Source organism: Pseudomonas sp. 05N431 (assembly GCF_056397005.1).
This window is the reverse complement of record NZ_JBFTMN010000018.1, coordinates 48,349-65,171: the sequence shown is the minus strand read 5'-3', so window position 1 is coordinate 65,171 and position 16,823 is coordinate 48,349. Positions and strand designations below refer to the sequence as shown.

At 56.5% G+C, this 16,823-nt stretch carries 15 protein-coding genes; 14 read left to right on the top strand and 1 reads right to left on the bottom strand.

The window, feature by feature from the left end; genetic code table 11:
* Window positions 1–49: 49 nt before the first annotated feature.
* The 14 genes from selO (at window position 50) to trxC (ending at window position 15,641) form a co-directional block, all read left to right on the top strand.
* Window positions 50–1,513 carry a protein adenylyltransferase SelO gene (gene selO, locus AC1DIG_RS24510; RefSeq protein WP_477769379.1) on the top strand — a complete coding sequence of 488 codons (1,464 nt, stop codon included), beginning with the start codon at window positions 50–52 and terminating at the stop codon, window positions 1,511–1,513.
* A 351-nt stretch (window positions 1,514–1,864) separates the two neighbouring features.
* Window positions 1,865–2,383: an Hcp family type VI secretion system effector gene (locus AC1DIG_RS24505; RefSeq protein WP_477769378.1), complete on the top strand. Its 519-nt coding sequence runs from the start codon at window positions 1,865–1,867 to the stop codon at window positions 2,381–2,383.
* A gap of 352 nt (window positions 2,384–2,735) precedes the next feature.
* Window positions 2,736–3,254, top strand: coding sequence for an Hcp family type VI secretion system effector (locus AC1DIG_RS24500; protein WP_123581954.1), 519 nt, complete (start codon window positions 2,736–2,738; stop codon window positions 3,252–3,254).
* A 133-nt stretch (window positions 3,255–3,387) separates the two neighbouring features.
* Window positions 3,388–5,430 carry a type VI secretion system Vgr family protein gene (locus AC1DIG_RS24495; RefSeq protein ID WP_477769377.1) on the top strand — a complete coding sequence of 681 codons (2,043 nt, stop codon included), beginning with the start codon at window positions 3,388–3,390 and terminating at the stop codon, window positions 5,428–5,430.
* Window positions 5,420–6,157, top strand: coding sequence for a DUF4123 domain-containing protein (locus AC1DIG_RS24490; protein WP_477769376.1), 738 nt, complete (start codon window positions 5,420–5,422; stop codon window positions 6,155–6,157). The genes AC1DIG_RS24495 and AC1DIG_RS24490 overlap by 11 nt, the downstream gene beginning before the upstream one ends.
* Window positions 6,157–10,896 carry an RHS repeat-associated core domain-containing protein gene (locus AC1DIG_RS24485; protein WP_477769375.1) on the top strand — a complete coding sequence of 1,580 codons (4,740 nt, stop codon included), beginning with the start codon at window positions 6,157–6,159 and terminating at the stop codon, window positions 10,894–10,896. Before AC1DIG_RS24490 ends, AC1DIG_RS24485 begins: the two co-directional genes overlap by 1 nt.
* Window positions 10,865–11,095 carry a hypothetical protein gene (locus AC1DIG_RS24480; protein WP_477769374.1) on the top strand — a complete coding sequence of 77 codons (231 nt, stop codon included), beginning with the start codon at window positions 10,865–10,867 and terminating at the stop codon, window positions 11,093–11,095. Before AC1DIG_RS24485 ends, AC1DIG_RS24480 begins: the two co-directional genes overlap by 32 nt.
* A gap of 161 nt (window positions 11,096–11,256) precedes the next feature.
* The gene (locus tag AC1DIG_RS24475; RefSeq protein WP_477769373.1) at window positions 11,257–11,727 is read left to right on the top strand and encodes a hypothetical protein; all 471 of its coding nucleotides are present in this window, start codon (window positions 11,257–11,259) and stop codon (window positions 11,725–11,727) included.
* 119 nt (window positions 11,728–11,846) lie between these two features.
* Window positions 11,847–12,068 carry a hypothetical protein gene (locus AC1DIG_RS24470; protein ID WP_477769372.1) on the top strand — a complete coding sequence of 74 codons (222 nt, stop codon included), beginning with the start codon at window positions 11,847–11,849 and terminating at the stop codon, window positions 12,066–12,068.
* 567 nt (window positions 12,069–12,635) lie between these two features.
* Window positions 12,636–12,962, top strand: coding sequence for a DUF6124 family protein (locus AC1DIG_RS24465; protein ID WP_477769371.1), 327 nt, complete (start codon window positions 12,636–12,638; stop codon window positions 12,960–12,962).
* Between the two features lie 34 nt (window positions 12,963–12,996).
* Entirely contained in the window at window positions 12,997–13,269 is a 273-nt protein-coding gene (locus AC1DIG_RS24460; RefSeq protein WP_477769370.1) for a hypothetical protein, read from the top strand.
* 335 nt (window positions 13,270–13,604) lie between these two features.
* Window positions 13,605–13,910: a helix-turn-helix transcriptional regulator gene (locus AC1DIG_RS24455; protein ID WP_477769369.1), complete on the top strand. Its 306-nt coding sequence runs from the start codon at window positions 13,605–13,607 to the stop codon at window positions 13,908–13,910.
* Window positions 13,910–15,124, top strand: coding sequence for a type II toxin-antitoxin system HipA family toxin (locus AC1DIG_RS24450; RefSeq protein WP_477769368.1), 1,215 nt, complete (start codon window positions 13,910–13,912; stop codon window positions 15,122–15,124). The genes AC1DIG_RS24455 and AC1DIG_RS24450 overlap by 1 nt, the downstream gene beginning before the upstream one ends.
* Window positions 15,125–15,206: 82 nt before the next feature.
* Window positions 15,207–15,641 (top strand): thioredoxin TrxC, encoded by a 435-nt coding sequence (trxC, locus tag AC1DIG_RS24445; RefSeq protein WP_477769367.1) that lies wholly within the window; start codon window positions 15,207–15,209, stop codon window positions 15,639–15,641.
* 143 nt (window positions 15,642–15,784) lie between these two features.
* Here the strand turns inward: trxC and AC1DIG_RS24440 are convergent, their stop codons facing one another.
* On the bottom strand, window positions 15,785–16,555 hold the full coding sequence (locus AC1DIG_RS24440) for a ParA family protein (protein WP_477769366.1): 771 nt from the start codon (window positions 16,553–16,555) through the stop codon (window positions 15,785–15,787).
* Window positions 16,556–16,823 lie beyond the last annotated feature (268 nt).

The window sequence follows — 16,823 nt, the reverse complement described above, 5'->3', positions numbered from 1 at the left end:
ACGCGCCATTCCCCAGCAGAATGCTCGGACATTCTGCTGGAGATGGCCGTTGAAAGCCCTCGACGAACTGACCTTCGACAACCGCTTCGCCCGCCTGGGCGACGCGCTCTCAACTCATGTACTGCCTGAGCCCATCGGCGAACCACGACTGGTGGTTGCCAGCCCTGCGGCCATGGCCCTGCTTGACCTCGACCCGAGCGTTGCCGAAACGCCGGTGTTCGCCGAACTGTTCGGCGGTCACAAGCTGTGGGCCGAAGCCGAGCCGCGGGCGATGGTCTATTCCGGGCACCAGTTCGGTTCCTACAACCCGCAATTGGGCGATGGTCGCGGGCTGCTTCTGGGCGAGATCTACAACGAGGCCGGCGAGCACTGGGACTTGCACCTCAAGGGCGCCGGGCAAACGCCGTACTCGCGCATGGGCGATGGCCGAGCGGTGCTGCGTTCGTCGATTCGTGAGTTTCTGGCGTCTGAAGCGTTGCACGCACTGGGCATCCCGACCACCCGCGCACTGTGCGTGATCGGCTCGAACACCCCGGTCTGGCGCGAGAAACAGGAACGCGCGGCCATGGTCCTGCGCCTGGCAGCGAGCCATGTGCGTTTCGGGCATTTCGAATACTTCTACTACACCAAACGGCCTGAACAGCAGAAAGCCCTCGGCGAGCACGTATTGGCGATGCACTTCCCCGAGTGCCTGGAACAGCCGGAACCCTACCTGGCGATGTTCCGCGAAGTTGTCGAGCGCAACGCCGAGCTGATCGCCAAATGGCAGGCCTATGGCTTCTGCCACGGCGTGATGAACACCGACAACATGTCGATCCTCGGCGTCACGTTCGACTTCGGGCCGTTCGCCTTCCTTGACGACTTTGACGCCAACTTCATCTGCAACCATTCCGATGATCAGGGTCGCTACTCGTTCAGCAATCAAGTGCCGATCGGCCAATGGAACCTCAGCGCACTGGCCCAGGCCCTGACACCGTTCATCAGCGTCGAAGCCCTGCGCGAAACCCTCGGCCTGTACTTCCCGCTGTATCAGGCTCATTACCTGGACCTGATGCGCCGTCGCCTCGGCTTGACCACTGGCGAAGAAGACGACCAGCAACTGGTCGAAAATTTGCTGCAACTGATGCAGAACAGCAGCGTCGACTACAGCCTGTTTTTCCGCCGTTTGGGCGATCAAGCCGCCGAGCTTGCCGTCGCCCGCTTGCGCGACGACTTCGTCGACATCAAGGGTTTCGATGCCTGGGCCGAGCGCTACTGCGCACGCGTCGCCCGCGACGGCAACAACGATCAAGCACAGCGTCGCGCCCGCATGCACGCGGTCAATCCGCTCTACATCCTGCGCAATTACCTGGCGCAGAAAGCCATCGACGCAGCAGAAAGCGGTGACTATGCAGAGGTTCGCCGCCTGCACGCCGTACTGAGCAAACCGTTCGAAGAACAGCCTGGCATGGACAGCTACGCTGAGCGCCCGCCTGAGTGGGGCAAGCATCTGGAGATCAGCTGTTCGTCGTGAGGGCGGTTAAATGAAGGTTTTCACGACAGCTCTGAAGCCATGCACACTAAGCAGTCACATGGCCATGATGCGCAAGAACTTGCGCAGCATGCCTGTGGATAAACAGCTTTTGATCCGGCTTGCGGCCTCGCCTGTATGGCTTTCAAGGCACTGCGCAAGTTGTTGCGCTGTGGTGTGCAAGAAGTTGCGCAGGTTTCTTGACGAATCATCGATATTTGTTACAAACAAAACGTAACTTATTGATTTTTATAAGATAATTATTTCTGGCATGGACCTTGATAACCATCAGGTGTACATCGGGCGATTTTCCTCTCCCGGACACCTTTGATTGATCAGGCAAGGAAAGCGTTCATGCCAACACCCGCATATCTGTCACTAACCGGCACCAAGCAAGGTTTCATCACCGAGGGCAACTTCACTCAAGACTCGGTCGGCAACGTTTATCAGGAAGGTCATGAAGATCAGATCCTGGTTCAGGCGTTCAGTCACCAGGTCATCATCCCTCGCGACCCGCAATCCGGGCAGCCAACCGGTCAACGCGTTCACAAACCGATGATGATCACCAAAACCTTCGACAAGTGTTCGCCACTGCTTTTCGCAGCTCTGACCAGCGGTGAAAAGATGATCGAATGCAACCTCGAGTGGTACCGCACCTCAGCCGCAGGTACCCAGGAGCGTTATTTCACCATCACCCTCGAAGACGCCATCATCATCGAAATCCAGTCGCGTATGCCCAATTGCCAGGACCCTGGCAACGCGCACTTCACTCACCTGGAAGACGTGTACTTCAGCTACCGCAAAATCACCTGGGAGCACGTCGTCTCCAATACATCCGGCTCTGATGACTGGCGTGCTCCAGTCGCAGGCTAAGGTTTCGCAAGCGACTGATTGCATCAACCAGCCTTGCTGAGGGCTTCCAAAACTCGAGTGCGCAACTTCTTGCGCACTTACCTTCTAAAAAATACCACCCCATCCTGCTCCAGGCCACACCACACAAGGCCTGCAGCCAAGTGCGCAAGAAGTTGCGCAGCACTGTGCAACTTCTTGCGCACATCAGCGACTTTTCCTACAGAAAAACCGGACAAGCCCGACACCGATAACGCATATATCATTGATTTATATACGAAATGTACTACATGGCACGAAGCTTGATGTGTAAGGAGTACCCACCGGGCGATCTCGCCTCCCGGGCACCCTCATTTATTTAGCAAGGAGAGCATCCATGGCTACACCAGCGTATATGTCCATCACTGGCACCAAACAAGGCCTGATCACTGCCGGTGCATTCACCGCTGATTCGGTTGGCAACACCTACCAGGAAGGTCACGAAGACCAGGTCATGGTTCAGGGTTTCAACCACGAAGTGATCATCCCGCGTGACCCGCAGTCCGGCCAACCAACCGGCCAGCGCGTTCACAAGCCAGTAAAAATCACCAAGGTTTTCGACAAGTCCTCGCCACTGCTGCTGGCTGCCCTGACTTCCGGCGAGCGTCTGACTTCTATCGAAATCAAGTGGTACCGCACTTCGGCTGCCGGCACCCAAGAGCACTACTTCACCACCAAGCTTGAAGACGCGATCATCGTCGACATCAAAGACTACATGCACAACTGCCAAGACCCGGCGAACTCGCACTTCACTCACCTGGAAGACGTAGAGTTCACCTACCGCAAAATCACCTGGACCCACGAAGTATCCGGTACTTCGGGTTCCGATGACTGGCGTTCCCCGGTCGCTGGCTAAGTCTGGCCGACCGTTACAAAACATCGGCCAGCTCTGCTGGTCGATGTTGTTTGCGCCACCCAAGAATTCTTGCATTCGTTGATCACCCACTCAGGGTTTGATGGATGCTGCAGCACTGCACGAGGAACATCGGATGTTCGCGCCGGCCAACCAGACTCACTTCGCCCTGACCGTAGAAGGTCTGGCGAACGATCTTCAGGTACTTGCCCTCACCGGTCGAGAAGCCATCAGCCAACCGTTCGCGTTCGACGTCGAACTGGTCAGCGAAAACCCATCCCTGGACCTCGAAAGCCTGTTGCACAAACCGGCTTTTTTGCAGCTCGCGCAAAACGGCACGGGCATTCACGGGCAGATCTATCGCGTTGCCCAAGGCGATGCCGGCAAACGCCTGACCCGCTACTCGGTGACCCTGCGCCCGCAACTGTCTTACCTGGCGCACCGCATCAACCAACGCATCTTCCAGAACCTCAGCGTGCCGAAAATCATCGGCCTGGTCCTCGAAGAGCACGGCATCCAAAGCAATGCCTACGAATTCAAAGTCGGGGCGATTTATCCCGAGCGCGTGTATTGCGTTCAGTACGATGAATCGGACCTGCATTTCATCCAGCGCCTGTGCGAGGAAGAAGGTATCCACTACCACTTCCAGCACAGCGCCACCGCCCACAAGCTGGTGTTCGGCGATGACCAGACGGTGTTCCCGAAACTCGCGCCCGTGGCCTACCAGCAAGACTCCGGCATGGTCGCCAACGACCCGGTGATCAAGCGCTTCGACCTGCGCCTGGAAACCCGCACCAGCCGCACCACGCGCCGCGACTACGACTTCGAAAAGCCACGCATCACCCTCGAAAGCGAGGCCCGTGGCGACAGCAAACCGGACCTGGAAGATTACGACTACCCAGGGCGCTTCATCGACCGCGAACGCGGCAAGCACCTGGCCAAGCGCTCCCTTGAACGGCACCGCAGCGACTACCAACTGGCCGAAGGCAAAAGTGATCAGCCACTGCTGGTCAGCGGGCATTTCCTCGCCCTGAGTCAGCACCCCAAAGCCAAATGGAACGACCTCTGGCTGCTCACTGAAATCCTTCACGAAGGCAAGCAGCCGCAGGTGCTCGAAGAGTCGGTGACCAGCGACACCACCGCACTCAAGGACGACTTCCACCAGGGCTACCGCAACCGCTTTCAGGCCACGCCGTGGGACGTGCCCAACCGCCCGCCGCTGGTGCACCCGAAGCCGCGCATCCTTGGCAGCCAGAGCGCGGTGGTCACCGGCCCCAAAGGTGAAGAAATCCACTGCGACCAGTACGGGCGAGTGAAGGTGCAATTTCACTGGGACCGCGAAGGCCAGGCCGACGACAAGACCAGCTGCTGGCTGCGCGTCTCGTCCGCCTGGGCCGGCGCCCACTACGGCGGCATCGCCATCCCGCGCATCGGCATGGAAGTGCTCGTCACCTTCCTTGAAGGCGACCCCGACCAACCGTTGATCAGCGGCTGCCTGTACCACAAGGAAAACGTCGTCCCCTACGACCTGCCGGCGAACAAGACCCGTAGTACTTTCAAGAGCCTCAGCTCGCCCGGTGGCGGTGGCTACAACGAGCTGCGCATAGAAGACAAGAAAGGCCAGGAACAGATCTTCCTGCACGCCCAGCGCGACTGGGATGAAAACATCGAGCACGACCAGAAAATCCGCGTCGGCAACGAACGCCACGACACCGTCGAGGCCAACAGCTACAGCGAGTTCAAGGCCGAAGAGCACCACACCGTCTACGCCGACCGCAAAGTTGAAACCCGCGCCAACGACCACCTGACCGTGGGCGTGAACCAGCACATCAAAATCGGCACCGGCCAGTTCATCGAAGCCGGCCAGGAAATCCACCTCAGCAGTGGCCTGAAAGTCGTGCTCGAAGCCGGCAGCGAACTGACCCTCAAGGGCGGCGGCAGCTTCATCAAGATCGACGCCGGCGGCGTGACCCTCAGCGGCCCGGCGATCAACATGAACTCTGGCGGCAGTCCGGGAAGCGGGACCGGGGCCGCACCGTTGATGCCCGGCGTGCTCAAGCAGGCTGACGCTGACAAGGCTGGCGCCGTGCTGACCCCGGCGCAAATCAACACCCTCAAGCGCAACGCGCCGTTCTGTGAAGAGTGCGAAAAGTGCAAGGCAGGTGCCTGTGCCATCTGATCGCCTGACGCCCCGCAACTGGCTCGCCAGCCGTCCGCTGCAAACTGGCGAGCGCCTGTACCTGATCATCAGCAACGCCAGCGATGCAGCGCCGCTCAACGCCTTTTACCAGCAAGAAGCGACCACCGAACTGATCCCGATCTGGGGCGGCACACCCTACGCCGACTGGCAGCCGGTGATGCCCTACCTCGCCGAACTGAAACCTGGCTCGGCGTTCCTCGAATGGATTGCCGAAACCGACGCCGAAGACTGGGGTTGGCTGGCGGTTTCCAACAGTGCGCCGGACGTGGTGTTCGAACACTTGCGCAGCCTAACCCAAGTGCGCATGCCGGACGGGACTGAAGTGTTTTTCCGGTTTTGGGATGGGCGACATATCTATCCGATCCTTGAAGGTCTCGGCGCTGGGGCTGGTGAAATTCTTCCGGTGTTTGATCGCTACTTGATCAATGGTCAAAGCCTGGAAGTCGGTGTACGAGGTGTGCCGCCGGCCAAGGCGTGGCCGTGGTGGGAGGTGCCGCAGGCGTTGCTTGATCGCCTCGCGACCAAAGACCCGACGACCCTGATCGACAACCTGATGCAATGGCTGAGCGAGGAACGCCCAGACATCTGCGCCGCTTATCCCGAGAGCAACCTGAGGCACAAAGTCGCCCATTTCGTGCGCCGCCCTAATGCTCCGAAACCCCTTAATGAAGCACTGCTAAACCACCTGATTCTGGAGCAAGGCTGATGGATCGCGTTGCCTTTGTTGATGACCAACTGACCACCTTCAAGGACAGTCTGAAGCTTTATCGTGAACTGACCGAAAGCCATGTTGCTCAATGGTTGGATAAGGGCCCTCAGTTCTTCGATAAACCCGCCTTTTTCGGCATGAACCGATCCATCAAACTCGGTAATGCAAGCACGACCGTCAGCACGAACGATAGCGACTTTTCATCCACAGTTGCCGTGTGTCCAAAGGACGGCAGGTTACTGATCGAGAGCAAATTCGTATCGCTGTACGACATCCCGGTGGGCAACATCACCGTCGATGTCACGCCGCAGGGCGGAGGCGCTTCCACTCCTGTCACGCTGGATGAGCAAGGCAAAGGTGTCTACAAGGGAATACCCGGAAAAAAATACTACGTCCGCGTTCAGAGCCAGGTCACCAAGGCCCAAGTCACCGACTTATTTAACTCCTATGACGGCCTGACCCAGCAGTTGCAAACCTGGCTGGATGGCGAATGGAAAACCTATAAGCCACTGTGGCCCACCCAGACCCTGTCCACCACTTACCTTGCTTACCTTAATGGCATTGCCTCGGGTAGCTGGGACGCCGTCAAAGGCGCGTTTGATGGCATAAAACGCGTATTTGAGATACTGAAGGACCCTGCAAAATACGCAGGTGAGCTGGGTCAGAGTGCTACCGATCTGATCAAACTGGCCCAACAAACACCAGCGGCCATGGAAAAAGTCATGCTCCTGGCCAGTGACCAGGCGGCCCTTTTTCTGCTGCTGAAAACGGCGGCCATCTGGCTCCTGGAGCTACCACCGAGCGTGATTGCCGGCAAATTCTCCGAACAGATGTCCACCATTGTGGTATCGATCCTCATCGATATCGTGTTGGCCGTGGTACTGACATTTGCCGCCGAAGGGTCCGGCATTGCCTACCTGGGCGTTCGCCTGGTGAACTACGGCGCCAAAATTCTCGAAGCCGTCACCGGGTTCATCAAGGCCGTCTTCAAGATCCTGAAAGCCTTCATGGAGTCGATTGATAAATACAAGAAGGTCGCCACCCGCGCAGCCGCTGGGGTCTTTGAAAAAGGCAAAGTAAAAATTGGCTGGGATCGACAAGATCACGCAAAAATGCGCAAGCATGAGCACGTCGACGACCATTCCAAACAGTCAAAAAACCCCGACGAAAAAAGTGCCACCTGTGCCAAGAAGACCTGCACCAATGGCTGCCCGGTATCGATGGTCACCGGTGAAGAGCTGCTGACCCTGACCGATGGCCAACTCGACGGACTGTTGCCGTTCAGCTGGACGCGGCTCTACCGCACCAGCGCCGCGGAAATCGACTGCGGCCTCGGTTACGGCTGGAGTCACGCCTTGGCGCAACGCGTCGATATCGCGGGTGACGAAGTCGTCTGGACCGACCATGAAAATCGCGTCACGACGTTCCCGCTGCCGAGCGTGCAACGTCCGGCGATCACCAACAGTCTGTCGGAAGCAGCGATTTTCCTCGGTGACGATCCCTCCGAACTGATCCTCACCCAGGCCGGCGAACGCGCTCAGTTCTTCCACTTCCGCTACAACAGCAAGGGCGCGACGCTGATCGCCATCAGCGACGATTACGGCAATCGCCTGCACATCACCCGCGACATTCACGGGCGGATCAAACGGGTCGATAACGGAGCCGGTCGCGCCCTGCTCTTGCGTTACGACCGTAAGCACATTGTTGCTGTCGACTATCAGCAGTTCAGCCCGGCAGACAACCTGGAAGATGCCTGGAGCACGGTCCAGACACTGGTCACTTATAGCTACGACGCACAGTGGCGCCTGATCGAGGCGAAGAACGCCGCCGGTGAAGCCGAGCGCTACGCCTACAACGATCAGAATGTGATCCTCGAGCGGCAACTGGCTGGCGGCGCGAGTTTCTACTGGGAATGGGAAAAGGAAGGCAAGTCGGCACGCTGCATCCATCACTGGGCAAGCTTCTCGCAGATGGACGCGCATTACGTCTGGGATGACAAAGGCAGCGTTACCGTCACCAACGCGGACGGCAGCGAAGAGATCTACACCCATGACGATCAGGCGCGGCTGGTCAGCAAAGTCGACCCGGACGGTGCCGAACACCTCAAGGCCTATGACGACAAGGGTCGCTTGATCGCGGAAAAAGACCCGCTGGGAGCGGTGACAGAGTACCACTACAACGAAGCCGGCCGCATGACCGCCGTCGTTCCGCCAGAAGACGAACCGACCTCCTACGAGTACAGCAACGGTTTCGTCAGTGAAGTCCATCGTGGCAAGGCGACCTGGAAATACCAGCGCAACCACCAGGGCGACATTACTCAACAGATCGATCCAGACGGCAACGCAACTGCCTACAGCTACGACCGCCAGGGCCGCCTGCTGGAAATCCGTCACCCGGACGGAAGCCGTCACCAACTAGGCTGGAACAACCTCGGCCAATTGCTCGAAGAGCGCCTACCGGACGGCGGTCAGCGTAAATACCGTTACGACGCGCTGGGTCGGCAGATCACCCGTCAGGAAGAAAGCGGCGCCATCACCCAATATCAATGGGATGCCGCCAACCGCCTCGCGCAGATCACCCTGCCCGGCGGCGCAACCCGCGCTTTCAGCTACAACCCTTATGGCCGCGTCACCGCCGAACGCGATGAACTAGGCCGCGTCACCCGCTACGAATACGCCGATGGCCTGCACCTGGTCAGCCGTCGCATCAACCCGGACGGCAGCCAGCTGCGTTATCGCTACGACAACTCGCGACTGCTGCTCAGCGAGATCGAAAACGAACGTGGCGAGCACTACCACCTCGATTACTACCCGAATGGCCTGATCCAACAGGAAACCGGCTTCGACGGGCGTCGTACCGCTTACGAATACGACCTCAACGGCCAACTGCTGAAGAAAACCGAATTCGGCGACGACGGCAGTGAACTGGTCACCGAGTACCAGCGCGACGCCGCTGGCCGCTTGCTAGTGAAAACCCTGGCCGACGGTGAAGTCATTCACTACAGCTACGACGCCCTCGGCCGGTTGGTGAACGTCGACGACGGCCACTGGCCACTCGCCTACGAATACGACCTGCAAGACCGGCTGATCACCGAGCATCAGGGCTGGGGCACTTTGCGTTACGAGTACGACACGCTCGGCCAGTTGAGCCATTGCCGCCTCCCCGACGGCAGCAAGCTCGACTACCGCCACCAGGCCGGTGGCCGCCTGAGCAGCATCGACCTCAACGGAGCGCGACTGACCACCCACCAGTTCAGCGCCGGCCGCGAACAGCAGCGCCAACAAGGCCTGCTGCTCAGCCAATACCAGTACGACGAACAAGGCCGATTGCAGGCGCACACCGTCAACCAGCAGGAACGCAACCTGTTCCAGCGCCGCTACGCCTACGACGCCAACGGCAACCTCGCCGGCATCGATGACAGCCGCAAGGGCAATCGCAGCTACCACTACGACCCGCTAGACCGGCTGATCAACGTGCGCGGCAGCACTCCGGAAAGCTTCGCCCACGACCCGGCCGGTAACCTCTTGGGCCAAGGCGACCAGCCCGCTGCCAACCTAGCCAACGTCAAAGGCAATCGCCTGCTGATGCAGGGCGACCGCCATTACGACTACGACGCCTACGGCAACCTGACCCGCGAACGCCGCGGCGCCGGGCAAAAACTCGTCACCGAGTACCGCTACGACTGCCAGCACCGCCTGATCGGCGTCAGCCTGCCCGGCGGCAGTAACGCCACGTACCAATATGACGCCTTCGGCCGCCGTATCGCCAAGACCGTCGATGGCCACACCACCGAGTTCCTCTGGCAAGGCGAACGCCTGATCGCCGAAAGCGCCAACAACCGCTATCGCAGCTACATCTACGAACCCGGCACCTTCCGCCCAATGGCGATGCTCGACGGCGAAGGTCCGCTCAAGGCCGAGCCGTTCTACTACCAACTCGACCACCTCGGCACCCCGCAGGAACTCACCGACTACAGCGGCGAGATCATGTGGTCCGCCAAATACCGCGCCTACGGCAACCTGGCCACACTGGACGTCGCCGAAATCGACAACCCGCTACGCTTTCAGGGTCAGTATTTCGATGCGGAGACGGGCTTACACTACAACCGCCATCGCTACTACAATCCGGGCACTGGACGGTTTTTGACGCCGGATCCGATCAAGCTGGCGGGGGGGTTGAACAACTACCAGTACGTGCCTAACCCTACGGGCTGGGTGGATCCGTTGGGGTTGGAATGTGTGCCGGGACAATGCCCAGAAAGCGATGCTGCTAGTATTCGAGCCAGAGTTGAGTCAAACGTAGCTGAAAGTGCCAAAGCACGGGCATCTTCAAACTTTAATAATCCTAAAGATGGTCTATCTGCTCGTGAATGGCCTCCTTACCCAGGCACGGTTGGCCAAGTAGAAGCGGATTTCACCCTATTACCGGGAACTCAAATTGACCGATTTGGCTCACCAAGAGGCTCTTTCCTTTCCCCTACGGGGACCGGCTATTCAGAAAGGGCACTGAAGCCAGGCACACTGAGAGATGACTATTATGTATATGAAGTTCAAAAACCTTTGACAGTGAAAGCAGGGGAAGTCCTCCCTTGGTTTAGCGAATCAGGTGGAGGCATTCAGTACCGCTTAGACCCAATTGATAATATACGACGTTCTCCGGCAACCCTCACCCAGGGTAATGAGCCATATCTGAAGGAGTTGTTCCGTGGGAAATATCAAGACTACAAGCCTGAATGAGCTGGCCCAAGAATTAAAAGCCCTGGGAGTTCCAGAGAGTTATTACTCCATCGGGGTCAATCGAGATGAGCGAACCTGCATCATTTTTGATGGCATCAAATGGAGCGTGTATTATTCTGAACGAGGGCGAATGGAAGATCTCAAAGAATTCTCAAACTTCGAAGATGCACGAATTGAACTCTTAAAGCAAGTCACTTAAGAATTACAGCAAAAGATCAAAAGAACGGGGTCGGGTTTATTTTCTAGATGCTCAGTAAAAATAAATCCGCCCCTTTTCGCGCTGATCGGTTCGAAAAAAATCGAACACAGCTCTGACATGAGCAAGCTCCTCAGACAATTTTAATATTGGGGAAAGTTTCAATGATCAGCAACTTTGAAATTGCCTTAAGCAAAAATGAATTCCCCGAATATTTCAGGGGAACTGGAAAATATTTCACGAGAGACCCTGACTGGGGCACTCAGCTGCATATCATTAACTGGCAGGAACTATGCGGCTTTCTTAAAAACCAAGAAAATCCCGCCACCATACTTAAGTCCGCACTTAATAAATACTTGAACACCATAAAAGAAACAACAGAAGATGCCAGCGACCTTCTAGAAAATATAGGTTGCTATTATTACATGCGAAAAAAAGTCGCCGCTCTATCCGAGAATGGCTTTGACCTCGTTCGTGACATGACAGACAAAGAAAAACAGACAATATCAAAAGCAATTATATTTCTGCGCAACGAATTAACTAATGCGAACAACTCTCAGGACCTAGAGCTCTTTAACCGTCGAATGACCAAACTCGTCAATGACGGTGGCCCATCGAATATAGAGAGCCTTTGAAAACAAAGGGGCGGATTTATTTTCTAGGTACTCAGTAAAAATCCGTTTTTTTCATCTTATGAAAAACCATCAAAATCCGATGAAAAAGAAAGGGCACGCCCATTAGCTGAGAAGTAAAAGTGCTAACCGATCTACAGGCCCGCATATCACTCAAAGAGCTGATCGAAAAATACCTCAAGGGAAGAGATCCTGATTACGACCGTCTGATCGAAATCGTTCAGGATCCATCGCGGCAAGTCCCCATCAGAGGAGTGCTCGAGGATATTCGGCGATTCAACAAGGTGCAGTTCACGCAACAGGAGCTTGAACTGATCGATGACCTTTTATACGTGTACGGTTAGGAAAAGAAAGGGGAGGATTTTATTTCCTAGGCATTCAGTGCCTCCTTTTAGCTACTGCCCTTATCCACAAACATGGCATCCATCAACGACCAGAGTTTCGCTCCAATGATACAAGACAAACTATATGAGACAGTCAAACGCCATGGCTTTACCGTGGTGTCATTTACCGACCACCAACACTTCTTTTCTTCTTGGTCAATCACTGTAAGAAAAAATGAAAACAGCTACATAATTGAACACGAAGGAAGAGATAACTGGTTAATAATTTACTGCGAAAGGACGTCAAACAAACTCGAAGAGCTTGATAAGAAAATTTCTCATGCAATGACTGACGATGACAAAATTTATCAATGCGAAATATGGTTGTCAGCCATTACATAAACCGTCCTACTCCAAGTCCTAGGAAATTTCCCGCACGCTGTAGCGACTTAGGTGAACTTGTCCCAAATTGACCACGCAGATAGTCTTCACAAGTCGCCACAAAACCAGCGGCCAGTTTTGACAGACTGAACAGTATCAAGGCATGCAAATGCCGCTATGCGGCTCCAATGTTCAGGGAGCGTCACCATGAAAAAGATCACCCTCAAACCACCTAGCCTCACCGCCACCGATCCCCTCGACACCCAAAACCCAACCCAACGTCCCAGCCCCATCTTCACCGTTACCCCCAACATCGACACTGAAACCCTGCTAATCCACGCCAGCGAAACCCTGGCCTCGCTCAATGCGATGACCACCGACCTGGCCTTTGAGCTTGAAGGCGCGCACCGAAACGTGGCGCTGGGTATTCAGCAGATGATCGTGTTGGGCGAGCTGCTGGTGAACAGAGCACTGGAGAACCTCGACCTGCCCGATTCGGTGGGCAACCGGCTCAATCCGTCCGCCGTCCATTGACGGGCCGCGTTGTTTATCGAATGGAGTGTTCCCCATGTCTCGATACATGCCCATCACTGGCCTGGACTGCAACGTCCCTTCCCTGCTGATCGACACTGAAGCCCCGCTCGACGTGCTGCACGAAACAGCGGCCTTCAGCATCCGCAGCGCCACCCAACTGCTGGAGACCTTCGCCCTGCGCGACGACATCCAGGGTGACGCCAGCGTCCTGCATGAAGTTGCGCAGGCGCTGGTCATTTCGCTGCGCGACGGCTGCGACATGCTGGACGTCATCGGGCGACGCTTGCGGGCGCAGGTTTCGGGGTAATGAATATGGGCGACCTTGGGGTCGCCCATTTTTTGTGGTCTCCAAAGATAAGCGCATCGCAGGCAGCCACGAGGCGTCACTGGCAGCACTCACAGAGTAAGACCTCATAAATAAGAATCATCATACTGACTCTTATAATACTTAAGACTCTATATAGAGGCTCTTAACGACAAGCAAAAATCCCCGAAAGGAGCTCTTCTCTCCCATGGGTGCTGGACTTTGTCCCGCTACAAGCGACGACACACCGATCTGAGCATTCCTATCCTTCCTTGCGCATCATTAGGACCTTCTATACTGTTGCTTAACTAACTTAAAGACCACTTTGGCAAAGCCTAATGAGCACTTTTTTTCCACTCGACTGCGCTGAAAGCCTTATCAAAATAGGCCTCCAGGCCAAAAAACGACGCCAGGAACGCGGCCTTAGGCAGAAAGACCTCGCCAAACTGGTCGGCGTAGCAGCAGGCACACTAGGCAAAATCGAGGCTGGCGACCCCGTCGTTGAGCTGCGCACCTTCATGCTGGTGTTATGGCATCTGGGCCTTCTTTCAGAAGTATTCAACGACGAGCCAATCAGCAAAAAAGCCCCTGAACTGAAGAGTCAGCGAGTGCGTATCAAGCGCGTGACCGAAGAGAGTTTCTGATGAATACCCCTGCGGCATACATCTACATGGAGCACCCACTCACCGCCGAGACGGTTACTTTGGGACGGTTGAGCATGGGCCGCAGCGGAAGTGGTGAGTTCGTTTACTCGCCCGCCTACCTTGCGGAAAACGATTGGGTGCCAGATCCGATTCGTTATCCGCCGAGCGATCAGGTGTTTCGGGTAACGACCAACAACGGCATTCCGGGATTCATACGCGATTGCATGCCCGATTCATGGGGCGAACAGTTGCTCAAGTCTCTGCATGGTCAAGCCATGACGCCTATCGAGATGCTGCTCAGATCGCCTAACAACGACCGTTCCGGCAACCTGATGGCCGGAACTGCACGAACAGCTCCACCGGGTATTGGAGGTGAACCGATCCCGTCACTGCAAGGGCTCGGGGACTTCATCGATACCGCCGATATCATTCAAAGCCATCAGCTTATCGACCCTGACCGGCAGAAAATCCTGTTGGTCCGTCAGCGTTCTTCCCTTGGTGGTGCCCGACCCAAACGCACACTGCGCGATGGCAATACATGGGTACTGGCCAAGGCTCGGGATCGCTTCGATACCGTCGACATCCCGGCGATCGAACACGCGTGCATGACGTTTGCAGCGTCAAAAGGTATCCACACCGCGAGAACACGATTGATCACCGATGTACGTTCCACGTTGTTGGTGGACCGTTTTGATCGGGTTGAAGTCAACGGCCGCATGCACAGGGTCCCGATGCTCAGTGCACTGACGCTGCTGGATGCTGACTGGTCTTCGACTGATCACAGCCGCTGGCGCTATGCCGGTGTTGCCGATGAAATGCGCAGGCGCGGCGTACCTCTGGAAGATCTGGAGCAGTTCTACATTCAAATGTGCTTCCACGTTCTGGTTGGCAATGACGATGCACACGCCAAGAACCTGGCCATTATCTGGCGTGACGGTTCCTGGCGCCTTTCGCCGATGTATGACGTGGTCCCATCGCCACATGAGTCACCCGCCACGATGGCTATGGCACTGGGTAACGAAGGGACGCTGATCAGCCGGCAAAACATCCTCAGCCACCATGAACATTTCGGACTTGATCAACAGGGCGCCGAAACCATTCTTGATCGGGTACTGAGCTGGGAAAGCGAGTTACGAGAGCACTACACGGCACAACTCAGCGGTGTGGACTATGACGCGGCCATTGGCGCCATCAGCAGTGCCAGAGTGGTTTAGCGTAAGGGTGCCATTGAGCTTGATATCTGCGCCGCCAGCCTCCAACTACTAAAACTCTGCCTCGCCTCTACGGAGCTCTCCGATGTCCGACCCACTGCTCATCCCCTGCCCCCACTGCAACGGCCTTAACCGCATCCCCGCCGAGCGCCTGGGCGATCATCCCAAGTGCGGGCGCTGCAAAGCCGACGTTCTGCTGAACAAACCCTTTGAATTGAAGCAAGGCGATTACGCCAGTCAGATCAAGGGTGATCTGCCGTTGCTGGTGGATGTGTGGGCGGATTGGTGTGGGCCGTGCAAGTCGTTTGCGCCGGTGTTCGAGCAGGCGGCGGGGCAGTTGGCGGGCAAATGTCGGTTGGCCAAGCTGGACAGCGAGGCGAATCAGCAGTTGTCGGCGCAGTTGGGGATTCGCTCGATTCCGAGTTTGATTCTGTTCAAGAATGGTCGGGAAGTGGCGCGTCAGAGCGGGGCGTTTCCGTTGCCGCAGTTGATGAGCTGGTTGCGTAGTCAGGGAATCTGACGACGATCTCAAAGTCACCCTGAACTAAATGTGGGAGCGAGCTTGCTCGCGATGAGGGCGTGACATTGAAAGGAGATGTTGGCTGTCAGGCCGCTATCGCGAGCAAGCTCGCTCCCACATGGGTGCTGCGTTGTCTGTAAGGATCAGGTGTTTTCCAGCAGGTTGTGCAGTTCGACGAATTGTTGGGTCAGTTTGTGTCGGGGGTCGAGGTGGATCAGTGGCATGTTGGCCTGGTGGGATTCGCGCATGCGCACCGAGCTGCCCAGGTACACCGGTAGCACCGGCAGGCCTTCGGCGATCAGTTCGTCGAGCATCTGCTGCGGCAGGCTCGCGCGGGCCTGGAACTGGTTGACCACGATGCCTTCGACTTGCAGCTCTTCGTTGTGGTCTTCCTTCAACTCTTCGATTTCCGCCAGCAGGCCGTACAGCGCCTGACGGGAGAAGCTGTCGCAGTCGAAGGGAATCAGCACCCGATCGGCGGCAATCAACGCCGACACCGCGTAGAAGTTCAACGCTGGCGGGGTGTCGAGGTAGATCCGGTCGTAGTCTTCGGCCAGTTCGTCGAGCAGTTTGCGCAGTTTGTTGATCTTGTGTTTGGCCTCAAGCTTGGGCTGCAGGTCGGCAAGCTCCGCGGTGGCGGTGACCACGTGCAGGTTGTCGAACGGGGTTTCGTAGATATCGACCTGGTTCTTCTTCGAAAACGGCCCGGACGACAGGGTTTGCTTGAAGAAGTCGGCAATGCCCATAGGGATGTCGCTGCCGGTCAAACCCGTCAGGTACTGAGTGGAGTTGGCCTGGGCATCGAGATCCACCAGCAGGGTGCGATAGCCCTCACTGGCGCTGACCGCCGCCAGATTGCAGGCAATACTGGATTTGCCCACGCCACCTTTCTGATTGAACACCACGCGCCGCATGTCAAAACCTCCGTGTATCAAAGAATGACCGAGTGTAGTTGCCGACCCCGCAGCTTCGCTACCTCGTTGGCAGTCGGACTGCACAGTCAGCTGCAATCTCAGCAAAAAAAACCGACCGACTTCGCTCTTTGAGTGATGAATCAACTGACAGACACGTCTGTAAAAAACCGGATAATGGCAAAACGACAGCTTTTTCGCGGATAAACGGCATGGCACACCGAACAAAATGGGGCCAGTATTTGCTGAAAGCCCGCCGCACCGGGATAAT